Annotated in this window: 15 protein-coding genes; 5 read left to right on the top strand and 10 right to left on the bottom strand. The window is 68.6% G+C overall.

What is annotated here, in order from left to right:
• Positions 1-167 precede the first annotated feature (167 nt).
• Positions 168-410, top strand: a complete 243-nt coding sequence (csrA, locus tag AFER_RS01085) for a carbon storage regulator CsrA (RefSeq protein WP_015797685.1) — start codon at positions 168-170, stop codon at positions 408-410.
• A gap of 366 nt (positions 411-776) precedes the next feature.
• Here csrA and fliW read toward each other — a convergent pair whose 3' ends face one another.
• Genes fliW through AFER_RS01030 form a run of 9 tightly spaced genes read right to left on the bottom strand, consistent with a single transcriptional unit; the run spans position 777 to position 8,821 of the window.
• Positions 777-1,274: a flagellar assembly protein FliW gene (gene fliW, locus AFER_RS01075; protein WP_171788927.1), complete on the bottom strand. Its 498-nt coding sequence runs from the start codon at positions 1,272-1,274 to the stop codon at positions 777-779.
• Positions 1,275-1,284: 10 nt separating this feature from the next.
• Positions 1,285-2,190 carry a flagellin N-terminal helical domain-containing protein gene (locus AFER_RS01070; protein WP_015797683.1) on the bottom strand — a complete coding sequence of 302 codons (906 nt, stop codon included), beginning with the start codon at positions 2,188-2,190 and terminating at the stop codon, positions 1,285-1,287.
• 8 nt (positions 2,191-2,198) lie between these two features.
• The gene (gene flgK, locus AFER_RS10695) at positions 2,199-3,587 is read right to left on the bottom strand and encodes a flagellar hook-associated protein FlgK (RefSeq protein WP_015797682.1); all 1,389 of its coding nucleotides are present in this window, start codon (positions 3,585-3,587) and stop codon (positions 2,199-2,201) included.
• Complete coding sequence (locus AFER_RS01055) at positions 3,584-3,937, bottom strand: hypothetical protein (RefSeq protein WP_015797681.1); 354 nt, start codon at positions 3,935-3,937, stop codon at positions 3,584-3,586. Before AFER_RS01055 ends, flgK begins: the two co-directional genes overlap by 4 nt.
• A gap of 30 nt (positions 3,938-3,967) precedes the next feature.
• Positions 3,968-5,128 carry a type IV secretory system conjugative DNA transfer family protein gene (locus AFER_RS01050; protein ID WP_015797680.1) on the bottom strand — a complete coding sequence of 387 codons (1,161 nt, stop codon included), beginning with the start codon at positions 5,126-5,128 and terminating at the stop codon, positions 3,968-3,970.
• Positions 5,125-6,282 (bottom strand): helicase HerA domain-containing protein, encoded by a 1,158-nt coding sequence (locus AFER_RS01045; protein WP_015797679.1) that lies wholly within the window; start codon positions 6,280-6,282, stop codon positions 5,125-5,127. The genes AFER_RS01050 and AFER_RS01045 overlap by 4 nt, the downstream gene beginning before the upstream one ends.
• The gene (locus AFER_RS01040; protein WP_015797678.1) at positions 6,273-7,472 is read right to left on the bottom strand and encodes a hypothetical protein; all 1,200 of its coding nucleotides are present in this window, start codon (positions 7,470-7,472) and stop codon (positions 6,273-6,275) included. The genes AFER_RS01045 and AFER_RS01040 overlap by 10 nt, the downstream gene beginning before the upstream one ends.
• Positions 7,469-8,524 carry a hypothetical protein gene (locus AFER_RS01035; RefSeq protein ID WP_015797677.1) on the bottom strand — a complete coding sequence of 352 codons (1,056 nt, stop codon included), beginning with the start codon at positions 8,522-8,524 and terminating at the stop codon, positions 7,469-7,471. The genes AFER_RS01040 and AFER_RS01035 overlap by 4 nt, the downstream gene beginning before the upstream one ends.
• 3 nt (positions 8,525-8,527) lie before the next feature.
• Positions 8,528-8,821: a DUF6112 family protein gene (locus AFER_RS01030; RefSeq protein ID WP_015797676.1), complete on the bottom strand. Its 294-nt coding sequence runs from the start codon at positions 8,819-8,821 to the stop codon at positions 8,528-8,530.
• A 130-nt stretch (positions 8,822-8,951) separates the two neighbouring features.
• On the opposite strand from AFER_RS01030, the gene AFER_RS01025 reads away from it, so the two are divergent.
• From AFER_RS01025 to AFER_RS01015, 3 genes are read left to right on the top strand one after another with little or no spacing between them, the layout of a single operon-like run.
• The gene (locus AFER_RS01025) at positions 8,952-9,995 is read left to right on the top strand and encodes a sensor histidine kinase (RefSeq protein ID WP_015797675.1); all 1,044 of its coding nucleotides are present in this window, start codon (positions 8,952-8,954) and stop codon (positions 9,993-9,995) included.
• Complete coding sequence (locus tag AFER_RS01020) at positions 9,985-10,713, top strand: response regulator (RefSeq protein ID WP_015797674.1); 729 nt, start codon at positions 9,985-9,987, stop codon at positions 10,711-10,713. Before AFER_RS01025 ends, AFER_RS01020 begins: the two co-directional genes overlap by 11 nt.
• Positions 10,706-11,158, top strand: coding sequence for a Fur family transcriptional regulator (locus AFER_RS01015; protein WP_015797673.1), 453 nt, complete (start codon positions 10,706-10,708; stop codon positions 11,156-11,158). The genes AFER_RS01020 and AFER_RS01015 overlap by 8 nt, the downstream gene beginning before the upstream one ends.
• Before the next feature lie 63 nt (positions 11,159-11,221).
• Here AFER_RS01015 and AFER_RS01010 read toward each other — a convergent pair whose 3' ends face one another.
• Positions 11,222-12,448, bottom strand: a complete 1,227-nt coding sequence (locus AFER_RS01010) for an NAD(P)/FAD-dependent oxidoreductase (protein WP_015797672.1) — start codon at positions 12,446-12,448, stop codon at positions 11,222-11,224.
• A 67-nt stretch (positions 12,449-12,515) separates the two neighbouring features.
• Here AFER_RS01010 and AFER_RS01005 point away from each other — a divergent pair, with 67 nt between their 5' ends.
• Positions 12,516-13,472 (top strand): quinone oxidoreductase family protein, encoded by a 957-nt coding sequence (locus AFER_RS01005; protein WP_015797671.1) that lies wholly within the window; start codon positions 12,516-12,518, stop codon positions 13,470-13,472.
• The last annotated feature ends 542 nt before the right edge of the window (positions 13,473-14,014 follow it).

Here is a 14,014-nt window from a genome sequence, read left to right as displayed (position 1 = left end):
GATCGATGAAGGAACTCGGATCGGAGTCCGACCGTGATGCTACACTTGCGAACGAGGCGCGTCGTGGGCACAGAGCAGCGCAAAGAGCTGCAAGAGGCCTCTCGACCGTGGAGGAACTGCCCCCTGGTGGGGGCATGAACGAGTGCCTTCGGGCGCAAGGAGGCGCGGTGCTAGTCCTGACACGCAAGGCGAGCCAGAGCATCGTGATCGGCACCGACATCGTCATCACAGTGCTCGATGTGCATCGAGATCAGGTGCGGATCGGGATCGAGGCGCCGAAATCCGTGGACGTCCACCGACAAGAAGTCTTCGAGGCGCTCCAACAGGCGAACCGTGAGGCCGCGGAGAGTGCTCGAGTACTCACAGATCCAGCGCATCTCGAGGATTCAGGCCCGGGAGCCGAGGCCTAGGGATCGAGGTCGCACTCATCACGCTCTCGACACGCCCTTGCGACCGGCGCGGCGGCCAGTTGTGACCGTGCTTCGCCACGTCGAGCGCGGACCACGACGACGGCACGGTCAATCGCGAAACTGAGTGCGAACGAGCCTGTCGCTCGAGACCGACGTCGAACGACGCCTCCCTCGTGGCCGACCACCGTCATGACACGAGAGTGGCCGCTCACCGACTCGCGAGCCATGAGCCGATGCGGGGGCGGAGAGGCCGCAGCTCCCCATCCTGGCAGCCAACCAACCGTGTCGGTCGAGGGCGCCAACCTCGGGCGTCGGCAGATCCCGTCGCGCCGAGGCAGCGCCACGCGTGATCCTGACGGTGGGGCCTCAGCGATCAGCCCCGGGCTCGTCGCTCGCCTCCGACGGGCGCAGGCGAGCGGTGTCGTAGAGCGGGACGGTCACCGGCGCCTCGAGCAGGTAGTCGTCCCGATCCTGCGGGATCTGCGCCGCGCGCAGCACTTCGACGTTCACGACGATCGGAGCGCGCAGGTTGACGGTCGGGTGTGGGTTGCGCAGCGTCGCAACCACCAGCACGAGGACCTGCTGCGGATCCGCAATGCCGAGCACGGCCTGATGGAGGTCGTCGATCTCGACCGTCAGCTCGACGCCGAGCTCATAGGGCTGGGCGACGACGAAGGTCGGACCTCCCTCGATCGCGGATCGGAGCGCGAGCCACGGTCCATAGGCGGGGCCGAGTCCGACGAGGTGGAAGCGGTGATGTTCCTCGAAGCCGGGCACACCGACCGGGAAGGTGATCGGCACCGTCGCGATCGCCGGCTGCGTGGTGGTCATGGCCATAGCGGCATCCTCCGTTGTGCGTGTCATGCGAGATCCCTTAGGCGAGGTACGAGGCCAGTGTCGGCTGCTTGACCTGGGCCGCTGCGTACAAGGCAACCTGATAGTTGTTGAGCAGCGTTTGGTACTGGGTCGTGACTTGGGCATAGTTCAGCCCCTGCAGCGAGGAGACCTGGCTCTGCACCTGCGTAATCGCCGCCGTGACCTGCTGCGTGAGGTTCTGGAACTGCGTGACAGCCTCACCGGCCGCCCCCGCTTGGTTCGTAAGGTTCTGGAGCGCGGTAGTCAGCGACGCAAGATCGGTGGTGGTCGCAGCCGAGGTGTTGCCGGAACTCAGGTCGGAGATCGCCTGGTTCAGCGCGGCGAACACGCCGCCGGTCGGGCTGGAGGCCCCGAATGGGTCGGCCAACGAGGTCGCCAGAGCGACGCCCGGCGCGCCCGCGACCGTCGCGCTCTGCTGATTCCCCTGATAGGTCACCGCAGTACCGGGCCCGCCAGGCTGGACATAGGCGGTTGCGACGTCCGCCGTGCCGGCGAAGATGGCCTGGCCCTCATACGTCGTGTTGGCAACGCCGAGCAGCGAGGTCTCGAGTCCCTGAAGCTGCGTTGCAAGCCCCGAGGCGACCTGTGAGGTGACCCCGGGAGCACCTGCTTGGAGCAGGACGCTTCGAGCCTGCTGGACGATGCTCACCGCCTGCGTCAGCGAGGAGTTCGCGAGCTGGGCCACCGTCTGCCCGTACGACAGATTGGACTGGTACTGCTGGTAGGCGGCGAGCTGGGTCTGGGCCCCAAGCAGGTTCACCGTCCCGGCAGGGTTGTCCGACGGCGCCTGGATGGCTTGCCCGTTGGACAGCTGCACCTGGAGCTGGCTGAGCTGGCTTTGGTAGCTATCGAGCGAGGACGACAGCGTGTTCGCCAGGCTGATGGACGTCATGATGGGTTGCATCGCCCCTCCTAGGACACCGAGGACAGCAACGACGACAGGGCTTGCTGGACCGTCGAGATCACCTTCGCTGCAGCCTGGTAGGCCTGCTGATAGGTGACGAGGTTGACGAGCTGGCCGTTGACGTCGACGCCGACAGAGGACTGCTCCGCTGTCTGAGCACTCTGGGCCTGCTGGGCCGCGGAGGTCGCGAGCGACGTCGCCGACTGCACATCGAGTCCGACCTGACCCACCGCCTGTGACCAGAGTGCATTCGGGCCGTCTGCGGCGCTGCCGAGGTTCGCGATCGCGGCGGCGTTCTGACCATTGCCACCGGCATAGGGCGTCGTCGAGGCCGCGAGCAGCGACGGAGAGGCTTCGATCTGGGGGTTGACAGCGATCGAGCCGGCATCGAGCGTGCCACCTCCAGCCGCGACGAACAACGGAGGGCCTGCAATCGGGCCAGTGGTGCCTTGGGTCTGACCAGACGCGAGCAGCCCGTTGACCTGGGTCGCCAACGCCTGAGCAGTCGCGTTGAGCTGGGTGCCGTAGCGCGGGAGGTTGTTGTTCAACGACGCGAGCATGCCACCGAGCGATCCGCTCGTGACCGGCACCTGGGTACTCGTCCCCGCGAGCAGGATCTGGGCCGTCCCAGATGCGGTCGGCGGAGAGCCGGGAGCCGCGATCGCTGCGGCGAGCGCGTTCGACTGGGTCCCCTGGACCAGCGTCACTCCCCCGACCAGGACGTTCACCTGCTGGGACGACGCCGGAACCACCGTGGCACCGATCTCGTTGGCGAGTTGGGACAGCACCTGGTTGCGCGCATCGATGAGGGAGTTCGCCGCTCCGACCTCACCGCCGCTCTGCGCCGCGATCTGGCCGTTGAGCGACGCCACCTGCGCAAGTTGCGTGTTCACCTGTGCCACGAGCAGCGAAGCCTGCTGGGAGGTGTCGTTGAACAGACCCGTGAGGTTGGAGGCCGCTTGGTTGAGCGCCTCGGCGACCTGCTGCGCCGCAGCGACGACCGACTGTGCCGATGCCAGCTGTGTCGGCGTGTCGGACAGCTGGCCAAAGGCACTCCAGAGTCCGTTGAGCTGCTCGGAGATGCCGGTCGACGACGGCTCCTGGAAGGACCCGGACTGCGCCGCGGTGAGCGTGGACGACAACTGCGTCGCGTACGACGACGCCGCCTGCGACCCGAGCTCGAGGGAGCGCGCGAACGTGTTCTGCGCCTGGAGCACTCCTTGCACGGTGACCCCGTCGCCGACCGGGCTGCCTGGGAGTTGCTGGTTCGCGAGGTCCACCGACTCGCTCTGGTAACCCGGAGTGTTGGCGTTCGCGACGTTCTGCGCGACGACGTCCAGCCCGACCTGCTGCGCCTCGAGGCCGGAGAGTGCGATGTAGAGGGCACCGCCGCTCATGCGAGCTGACTCGAGCGCTCGGGGATGGTCACCTCGAGGAGTCCATCCGGACCGTAGATACCAAGATCCGCTCCGAGGTCGCGGAGGAGCTGCGCGACCAGCATGGCACGCCACGCACAGCCAGCGACCACCGCGTCGACGCGCGGCATGAGGGAGCGATAACGTTCTCGATCCAGGGCGTCGACCGGCGCCTCCTCGGCCACGAGTGACCCGAGCGACACCGCCGCACGAGCCAACTCGTTGGACGCGGGTCCGAGCGCAGCGACGTCGTCTCGGTCGAGTGCCGCCTCGAGAGCGGTGAGTGCGACCTCGACGTCGTCAAGCGCCTGCGCAATCGTGGAAGGGCTCATGTGCGAGCTATCGGCAGCGCCTCGCCGAACCTAAGCCACCGACCCAAGGATCGGACGCCGCGCACCACGAGGGCCGAGGAGGATGGCGCCCTCGTCACCTCGCAGCCCGAGGGCCGCGAGGTGCGCTCGAACCCCAGGATCGTGGGCGGGGTCGAGGAACAGTCGGGCACGGTGGTTGGCAACCAATGAGGCTGCTTCGACCCCGAAGGCCGCCTCCAACTGGGCAAAGTCCTGTGCGATCGTCACCAGCCGTGCGCCCAGACCCACGCTGACGGCAGCGACGTGCGCGAGGCGAGGCACCGGCGCGAGGTGGGCCACCTCGTCGAGGAGGACGAGCGTGTTGGCCGGCTGGCGCAAGATGGCCTCGAAGGCCGTGTCGAGGAGCGTCGCATACCAGGCGGAGCGGCGCTCCTGCTCGGCGAGCGAACCCACCACCACGACCGTCGGGGCGAGGGCCTCGCCGAGTCGGACCGGCCACCCACGACTCCTCGGTCCTCGGGCCGCGCCGAGCGCTGCCTGGATGGTCACGTGCAGCGAGTCACGCTGACGGCCATCGGCGACCGTCTCATCAAGGGCCGCACGAAGTTCGTCCCCCGCCACCTCGGCTGCGCGGACGAGCAACTCACCCACCGGCACCTGCTCTCCGTACCACGCAAGGCGCAGCCACGCGGCCACGTAGGGACGTGCAAGCTCGTGCCAGAACCGAACCTCGGCGCTCGGGGTTCTGCGCTCGGGCACCATCGCCAGCAGTCGATCTGCCATCGCGAGTGCATGGGTGTCGTCGATGGCCTCGAACCAGGGCTGCCACTCGTGCGTCGCTCGCGGCGTATCACCGAGGACCCACACGTCCCCGAGGTCGTGACGCCGCTCGAGCGCACGCGCATCGAGGACGTCACCCTTGACGGAGGTGACGAGGACGGTCCCCGGATGACGTCGCAGGTTCTCCGCCACGACCCTGCGCGTCTTGCCGCTCTGGGTCGGGCCGACCACGAGCAACGACGATCCTCGCCCCACGCCGACACGGCGCCAGCGCCCGAGTCGAACCACGATCTCGTCGCTGCGGACGATGCCGATCCCCGCGGTGCGCGGCAGTGGTCGCGGGCCACTGCGATGCTCTCTTGTACGGGGCCTGCCGACACCGGCCAGGGTCGCGATGGCAGCGAGGCCTCCGATCAGTGCACCGAGGCTCATGGTGCTGGAGCCCGCATCCGCGCGTCGGTGTCGACGAGTGCGACCTCCTCCTCCCGAACGACGTGCCGGACCAGCCAGCTGTGTCCCCCGAGGAGCCACAGCGCGACACCGCGCCCGAGACCGGCGACCAGCTCGCGCACGCGCTCGTCGAGATGGAGCTCAGTGACGAGGTCCTGGGCTGCAGACGACGACTGTCCGAAGGCGACGACGGTACCGACGTCGCCGATGAGATCCATCGCACCGGCGACGTCGGCTAGGCGATGTGTCACCGCGACCACACTGACGCCGTAGGCGCGCGCCAGCTTGAGCGCTCGCACGAGCAGCGTTCGCGTACTGGTCTCGCTCGCGAGCGTCCATGCCTCGTCGACGACCACGAGCCCACCTGCAACCTCACCGCTGCCAAGCTGCGCCAACCGCATGCGGAGGAGTGCTGCGACCGCGATCCGAACCCAACGCTCGGCGCCGACGTCGCTGAGATCCACGACGACCCGCGGAGCCAGCGCACTCCCCCCACCTCGCGTCTCCCAGATCCCCGCGAGATCCCCGTCGACGACGCGCGAGAGCCACAGCGCCAGCCGCGCCGCCCGTTCGAGACCGGCACTGGCAAGTCGCGCATCGAACACCTCTGCGTCAAGCGCCGCGAGGCGTCGAGCGGCGTCGGCGAGCCCCGCGAGCGGTCCCACGCACACGGCCGACACCGCACGCCGCTCGAGCTCGTCGAGCGGACGCTCACACAACGCTTCGAGCACGCTGCCGAGGGCGCGAGCCCGCTCTCGCTGATCGAGCGAGCCAGCGAGGGGATCGATCCCGCCATGGTCCGCGCGCGGGCGCATGACGCTCGCGCCGACGGCGCGAGCGACGGCGCCATATTCGCCCTTCGGATCGAGCACCAGCAAGCTGCCGGAGGCCGCGATCGCAGACCGGACGAGGAGCAGCTTCACGAGCGTACTCTTGCCGCGGCCGACGTCGCCGAGGATCAGCACATTGGGATTCGTCAGCCACCCATGGGTGTAGAGGTCGAAGGCGTCGAAGCGAAACAGTCCGCCACTGCCAGCGATCCCGACGACGGTGCTCGGCGCCGGCTGCGGCGGAGGCGTGGGCGCAAACGCGAGCACCGAGAGCGCACGGGTCGAGTCCTGCCAACCTAGGTCCATCCGGACACCCCCAAGAGCGCGAGTTCGACCGCCTCACGCTGGCGTCCGAGCACGGTGGCAAGATCGACGCTGCAGGCTGCGGCCCGCTCGATGGCGGCGGTGGTCTCAGCTGCGAGCTCGGCCAGCGTCGGCGCGGCCACGACCACGAACAGCTCCCATCGACACAGGGCGTGACCGTTCGCGAGCTCCCGCTCGATCTCGTCGAGACGATCCGATCGCCCGAGCTCACCGATCCCGAGCCGATAGCCATGCCGCCGGCGAAGCTCCTGGTCGGCAGCTGTCTCGACACGATGGCGCCCCAGTTGGCGAAGCGCACTTCGAGGATCGAGCGGTTGGGCGACGAGGGTCACGACGCGGCGCGGTCCTGCGGGGGCGAACAGCCCTGCCAGCTGCCACGCGTGGACCGCCCCAACCGGAAAGCGTGCCGCGTGGAGGGCGCGCACGAAGCCGCCGTCGATCTCTAGTGCGTCGGTCCGCTCGAGGACGGCATCCGGACGGTCACCCGTGCGCGGGAGCACGCTCCATGCGACGGCAGACGGGGACGAGATCGGCTCGAGCGCGAGCTGGCCCCGAGCCGCAGCTTCGGCGGCCTCGAGAGCGCGGACGAGTCGGACGCGCCGTCCACGCCCACGGCGCTCGTCACTCGCGACCCCGAGATGGGTCTCGACCATCCAGGTCCGCTCGGCCAGCCAGCGATCGTCTGGCTCGAGAGCGAACTGCTCTCGTTCGATCGCCGGGATCACATCCGAACGCACGAGAAACCGTTCGCGGCCACGCAAGCTCGTCCCGAGCACCCGGAGCAGCTCGCCCCACGCGTCGTCGAGACTTCCATCATGCCCCCGACCGAGGACGCCAGCGTGGCGTGCCACGAGCCGAGCAATGCGGACACTGCCGGCATCGGGATCGAAGCGAACGGCGCGTCGCGGCTGGCCAACCCGCTCGGTAGCGCGTCGCGCGCGCTCCCGCACCGCGACCACGACCCACCAGAGTGGGTGCCACCCGGCGATCGAGGCAGCTCCAGCGACGCCGGTCGCGACGACCGCCGCGACCACCACGCCCAAGATCCCGCCGATGCGCGCCGCAGCCGCCGCGACCACCACAGCGACCGCGCCCCATGCGAGCGCCTTGGCAACCGGCACCCCGAAGACCCGCGACCCGAGGGCCGGCGTGCCGAGCTCGACGCCGCTCATCCCCGCCTCCGCTGCCACGGACGACGACGAGGGGGGTCGACGAGCGCCCGCACCCATGGGTCGTGCTTCGCGCGCTCGAGCACCTCCGGGGGCGGGGGATACCCCTCGTACGGCGGGATCGTAGGGCGAGCGTCTCCAGGTGGCATGGCTTCGGCGACGACTCCCCCTCCGACCTCGATGCCCCGTCGGAGGCCCGTGCTCGCCAGATGTCGAAGGCCCCGGGTCACCTCGAACAGACGCACCTCGGCGATCGGCACGATGCCGAAGGTGAGCGCCGGCGCCAGGCTCGCCGCCACGACGAGGGCGGCGCCGATCACCGGTAGGGCCGTTGTACGCGAACCATTCGCCTGCGCAATCGCGGCCCCGAGCCCGAGCGTGAGGGCGAGCACGAGTTGGAGCAGGACGAGACCGGCGAGGACCTCGGCGCTTCGGCGCACCAGGGTTCGTGCCCCCGGCAGGACCAGCCCGATCGAGACGAGTGGCCAGAGCAGGACGAGGACGTCGACCGCAACCCCGCGTCCCACAGCCTCGAGATAGCACGCGAGGGCAGCGAGGGCTGCGACAAGGGCGAGTACGACCGCGGCGCTCGAGCGCAACCCTCCGGCCACCACGGTCGGCCGCAACGACAGAGCAGCGGACGGCACCACGGCGAACGCTCCGTAGGCGCTGGCCGAGACCACGCCAACCCAGCGCTCGAGCGTGGCCACCACGGGCGGCGTCGCGATGACCGACAGCACCCAGGCTGCAGGTCGGGCGAGGACCTCGGCGATCGATCCGTGAGCCGGCTCCCGCACGCGCGCGATGATCGCCACGATGAACGCCGGCAGGAGCAAGGCTCCCGCGACCGTGGCCACGTGATCGTACGGACCGACGAGTGCCGGCGCGGTCGGGAGCACGGTCGGGGCAGCGGCAACAACAGGCCCGAGATTGCCGAGCAGCCATGCGAGCAGCGCCACGATCGCGCTGGTGGCGAAGTGATCGAGGCCGGAGGTGAACGTCGTCCACACCGCACGGGCGATCGCCGCCGCGCCGTGTGCAAGGAGGAAGCCCACGACTTACCCCACGCCAAGTCCGAGGTGGAAGAAGAAGTTGACGATGGCAGGGGCTGCCCCGACGAGCAGCGCAGCGGCCCCCGCGACCAGTACGGCCCGCCGACCGAGGTAGGCCTGCTGGTAGTTCTGACTGTGTGCACCGAGTGCCCACACGGCCGCACCGATGACGAGACCTGCCAAGCTTGCCAGCAGCGCCCAGCCCGCCAGGCCGTTGATCAGGGTCTGGAGGACGGAGCCTCCCGGCAACGCCGAGGGATCCGGCGCCAGCGACACGTCGAGGAACGTCCATGTGACCATGTCCTTGCACTCCTTTGCTCGAGTGACGCCCTTGCGGACGACACCATCATCCATGAGTAGGCATAGCGTAGCATAGAATGTCATCACTGACACGATCAGGGCGCGATGAGGCTCCTAGACTGGAGCGACGGTGGACACTCCCGAACCAAGCCCAGCCGAGATGCCGACGACGACTGCGGAGGCGCGGCTCTGGCACAGCGCCGCATCCACGATGCCCTTTGGCATCGTGCTCGTCGACCCTGAAGGACACACGCTCTATCGTGACGTCGAGGCGAAATTCGGTGCGGAGAGTCTCAACCAGCGCATCTTGCTCGATCGAGCGATCGCCACGTTGCTCCACGACCCGGCAGCCCACGGCGACGTCGAGCGCGCTGTCGAGCTGTTCGGTCCGCCAAGGCGGACCTTTCTCGTGCGTCGAACCTGGCTCGACGATCGAGGCCAGCTGATCCTCGTCGAGGACGTCAGCGAGCTGCGCCGCCTGGAGTCGGTACGGCGCGATTTCGTGGCCAACGTCTCGCACGAACTCAAGACCCCGGTCGGCGCGATCGTTCTCCTCGCCGAGGCCCTGGCCCAGGAGGACGAGCCCACGACGGCGCAACGCCTGGTCCAGCGCATCGTGGACGAGGGCGATCGCCTCGCTCGTCTCGTCTCCGACCTGCTCGACCTGTCGCGCATCGAAGAGGGCAGCGGCGTCGTGCTCGCCGAGTTCGACGCCCGATCCCTGGTCGAAGCGGTGCGTGAACGCTTCGACGAGACCGCACGTCGAGCGGATCTCACCCTGGACGCGCTCGTACCCGTCACGCCCACGATGGTCGTCGGCGACCGTTGGCAACTCGAGAGCGCCCTGTCCAACCTCGTCGACAACGCGATCAAGTACTCCGAGCCAGGGGGCACGGTCGAGATCAGCCTCGACGCGAGCGACGACACCATCGTGCTCGCGGTGCGCGACGAGGGCATCGGTATCCCCGCTCGCGATCGCGAGCGGATCTTCGAACGCTTCTACCGGGTCGACGCTGCCCGCTCACGCGCAACGGGCGGAACTGGTCTTGGTCTCTCTATAGTGAGGCACGTGGTCGAGAACCACCGCGGCAGGCTGAACGTGACCTCGATGGAGGGCGTTGGATCCACATTCGAGCTGAGGCTTCCACGAGGTGGTCCGAACGATGGCCGCTGACGACAAGCGCGCCCACGTCGGCACGGTGCTGATCGCCGACGACGAACCGAGCTTCGTCGAGGCCCTCGTCCTCGGCCTGACGCGCGAAGGCTTCGAGACGATCGTGGCCAACGACGGCGAAGAGGCGCTGGCGTTGAGTCGCTCGCACCATCCCGACCTCATCCTGCTCGATGTGATGCTGCCGCGCCTGTCAGGGCTCGACGTCTGTCGCACCATTCGACAGGAGTCCTCGGTCCCGATCATCATGGTGACGGCACGTTCCGGTGAGCTCGACACCGTGCTCGGCCTCGAACTCGGCGCCGACGACTACGTCACCAAGCCGTTTCGCATGAGCGAGCTGGTCGCCAGGATCCGTGCGCAGATGCGCCGCACCAAGCACCAGGGCCAAGCCCAGGCCGCAGAGGAGATCCTCGAGAGCCACGGCATCACCGTGTACGTCGATCGCCACCAAGTCGATGTCCGAGGGACCGAGGTCCGCCTGCCTCCGAAGGAGTTCGATCTCCTCTTGCTGTTCCTGCGCAACCCCGGCCGCGTGCTCACGCGCGATCTGATCCTCGACCGAGTCTGGGGGTCGGACTACTACGGCGACACGAAGACGCTCGACGTGCACGTCAAGCGCCTTCGCTCCAAGATCGAGCCAGATCCCAACAACCCGAGCATCATCGCCACGGTACGAGGGGTCGGCTACCGGCTCGAACGAGACCACGCCCGTGCCTGAGCGCACGCGCGTCACCCTCGATCGCGACGAAGCCCTCGACCGTCTGCGCCGCCGGGGCGGAAGGGTCACCCAGGCGCGACGCGCCATCATCGATGCCCTCGCGGAGGCGGGCGGTCATCTGACGGCGGACGAACTCGTCCGCGCCCTCGAGCAGCGAGATGCACTCGTCCATCGCGCGACCATCTATCGAACCCTCGACGCCTTGGAACGCGTCGGGATCATCGAACACGTCCACATCGGTCACAGCCCCGCCACCTACCACCTCGCAGGATCGTCGCACTTCCACCTCCTGTGCGAGCACTGCGGCACGGTCACGGAGATTCCCGAGGACGTCTTTGCGCCCGCCATCGCGCGCATCGAGACCCAATGGGGCTTTCGCGCACGCCTGTCACACTTCGCGATCGTCGGCACCTGCGCAGCCTGCAGTGCTCGAGAACACCACTGACGAGGCGGCACACTCCCTGGCGCCCGTTGGATTCGAGCGACAAGAGCGTGACATCGCTTCACCTCAGCGGAGCGGATTGAGTGGGATCAACGCTTCCGGTACCGTCCCACTGAGCAGTCCCTCGGCGACCAGTTCCCCGGTAAGGGGGCCTTGGGTCATGCCCCACATTCCGTGTCCGTCGGCGAGCCAGACCCCCGGCACCGCGGTGGGGCCGATCAACGGCAAGCCGTCGGCCGTCACGGGTCGCGGGCCCACCCAGGCCTCGCGTGGCGCATCGAGCTGCACCCCTTCGAAGAACCGCCGCGCGGCACGACGCATGGCGTCGAAGCGCGCCTGGCGCGGCGGATCGTCGGGCCTCTCGAAGGCCATTGTCCCCGCGATCCTCAGCTCACCGTCGAGCGGTGTACACGCCAGTCGCGCAGTCGGGAGGTAGACCGGGACGTCGAGCGGGCGTTCGATCGGCACGCGCAGCGAGTAGCCCCGACCGGCTTGCAGCGGTACTCGCACGCCGAGACGTCGGGCGAGCGGGCCGAGCCACGCTCCGATCGCGACCACCACCCCATCGGCGAGGTGCTCGGCCCCCTCGACCGTACGCACGACGACGTGAGCTCCGCGCCGCTCGAGATCAACCACGTCTGCGCGCTCGACGGCGACACCGCGCTCAGCGAGGGCCGAACCCACACGGTGGGTCGCGCGCGCCGGGTCGACGAAGCGCTGCCCCTCGATGGCGATGCCGAACGAGAGCGCGGGGGCCGCGATCGGTACCATCTGCCGCAGCTCGTCGCCGCTCAGATCCTTCGTCTCGAGCGAGAAGCCCGCCTCGCGAATGAGAGCGAACTCGTGCTCCAGCGCCGCAGCATCGCTACGGCGGGCGAACGCCGCCACGATCGGTGCGGTCGTCGGCTGGTAGCCGACGGCATCGCCGAGTCGTTCCCACGCCTCCAACGACCGAGCATTCAGCCCACCGAGGATCTGCATCGATCGTCGCCAGACGTCCGTCCTGCATGCGAGGCCGAAACGGATCACGAACTCCAACCAGCTTCGCTCGAGACGAGGTGCAAGGTACAGCGGCGATGACGGCGACGCAAGGGACGAGAGGCCCTGACGAACCAGCGACGGCTCGTTGAGCGGGATGGCGAGGCCAGGCGAGAGCCAGCCGGCGTTGCCGTAGGAAGCGCCGGCAGCGACGTCTCGGCGCTCGAGCACCGTCACGTCCTCCCCCCGCTCTGCGAGGTGCCATGCCGTCGACAAACCCACGATGCCGGCTCCAACCACCAACACTCGCCCCACCGTGACCCTCCTTGTCGCACCACGAGGCTACCGTTGCTAGCGCACAGACCTGAACCAGGAGGCGACCATGAAGGCGGTGCTGATCCAGCGCCACGGCGGCCCAGAGGTGCTCGAGATCGCCGACGTCCCCGAGCCGCACCCCGCCCCCGGTGAGGTCGCGATCAAACTGGAGGCGATCGGCGTCAACTACATCGACCTCTACCACCGTGAAGGCTGGTATCCCCTCTCGCTCCCGACCGTCCTGGGCAGCGAAGGCGCGGGCACGGTCATCGAGGTCGGTGAAGGTGTCACCTCCGTCAGCATCGGCGATCGCGTGGCCTTTGCCAATCATCTCGGCGCCTACGCAGAGGTGGTGGTCGTCCCGGCTGGTCGGCTCGTCACGATTCCCGACGACGTCACGGCCGATGTCGCCGCCGCGGTGCTGCTCCAGGGCATGACCGTCCATGCGCTCGTCAACTCCTGCGCTCGAGTGGAACCGGGTGCGACGGTTCTCGTGCACGCAGCCGCAGGCGGCGTGGGTTCCCTGCTCGTGCAGTACCTCGTCCGTCGCGTCGCGTCCACGGTCGTGGCGACGGCCTCGACCGCGGAGAAGCGAACCCGTGCCCGTCGTCTGGGCGCTCAGATCGTGACCGACTACGACGGATTCGTCGATGCCGCTCGTAGGCTCGGTGGGGTAAGCGTTGCCTTCGACGGTGTCGGCCGTGCGACGTTCGATGGATCGCTCGCGGCGCTCGCACCCAGAGGGATGCTCGTGCTCTATGGACAGGCGAGCGGCCCGGTGCCGCCCGTCGATCCCCAGATCCTGAACCGGCAGGGATCGATCTTCCTCACGCGCCCGTCGCTGCCGCACTACGTCGCGACGCCCGAGGAGCTCAGATGGCGCGCTCAGGCGATCTTTGCCGATGTCGCCGCTGGCCTCCTCGAGGTGACCATCGCCGAGCGCATCCCCCTCGAGGAGGCCCGTCGAGCTCATGAAGCCCTCGCCGGTCGCACCACCGTGGGCAAGGTCATCCTCGTGCCCTGAGCCGTCGTCGACACGAGTGCTTCGTGTGACCCGACATCGCCGGCACAGCCCGTGCCCGGCGCCGACCGAGCACCCGCACAGCCACCGCCTTCGGCTCACCACCCAGCCGGCGGGGCACACCACGACCTCTGTCCGAGACCACCCTTGTCGACCAGAGCCTTACGCGGCCAGGACATCATCAGCGTCGGGCGCCCGCGACCTGCTCGGCTCCTCGTTGGTCGACCGCTGCGACGTCGGCGAACTCCGAGCGCCAATGCGTGTGTCGAAAGCTCGGAGGCGAGCCGAACTCAGCGCCACGACGATGAGTCCTGGCTCGATGCCCTGGGATATGGAGCCCAAGCACCGTTCCCACGCGGCTCTGTCTGGTCGAAAGCGCGAGTCGCGGCGGCAGGGAAGGGCCACCTCGCACGGTGCGCCCGACCACTCACTTCAGCGCGCCGCGCCCAGCTCTGGCCCATCGTTTGTGGTCTCGCGCCCACATCGAGTGGTAATGTTGCCGCTGCGTGCCAAGCGCACAAACTCTCCGTAGAAATCCCACCGCA

This window comes from Acidimicrobium ferrooxidans DSM 10331 (assembly GCF_000023265.1).
GTDB classification, from domain to species: domain Bacteria; phylum Actinomycetota; class Acidimicrobiia; order Acidimicrobiales; family Acidimicrobiaceae; genus Acidimicrobium; species Acidimicrobium ferrooxidans.
This window is presented reverse-complemented; position numbering and strand designations above follow the sequence as displayed.

Bases quoted from the DNA above. Each gene is read 5' to 3' on its own strand.
- AFER_RS01020 (WP_015797674.1), top strand. From the start codon at position 9,985: ATGGCCGCTGACGACAAGCGCGCCCACGTCGGCACGGTGCTGATCGCC.
- flgK (WP_015797682.1), bottom strand. From the start codon at position 3,587: ATGAGCGGCGGTGCCCTCTACATCGCACTCTCCGGCCTCGAGGCGCAG.
- fliW (WP_171788927.1), bottom strand. From the start codon at position 1,274: ATGACACGCACAACGGAGGATGCCGCTATGGCCATGACCACCACGCAG.
- AFER_RS01005 (WP_015797671.1), top strand. From the start codon at position 12,516: ATGAAGGCGGTGCTGATCCAGCGCCACGGCGGCCCAGAGGTGCTCGAG.
- AFER_RS01030 (WP_015797676.1), bottom strand. From the start codon at position 8,821: ATGGTCACATGGACGTTCCTCGACGTGTCGCTGGCGCCGGATCCCTCG.
- AFER_RS01040 (WP_015797678.1), bottom strand. From the start codon at position 7,472: ATGAGCGGCGTCGAGCTCGGCACGCCGGCCCTCGGGTCGCGGGTCTTC.
- AFER_RS01055 (WP_015797681.1), bottom strand. From the start codon at position 3,937: ATGAGCCCTTCCACGATTGCGCAGGCGCTTGACGACGTCGAGGTCGCA.
- AFER_RS01045 (WP_015797679.1), bottom strand. From the start codon at position 6,282: ATGGACCTAGGTTGGCAGGACTCGACCCGTGCGCTCTCGGTGCTCGCG.
- AFER_RS01070 (WP_015797683.1), bottom strand. From the start codon at position 2,190: ATGCAACCCATCATGACGTCCATCAGCCTGGCGAACACGCTGTCGTCC.
- AFER_RS01050 (WP_015797680.1), bottom strand. From the start codon at position 5,128: ATGAGCCTCGGTGCACTGATCGGAGGCCTCGCTGCCATCGCGACCCTG.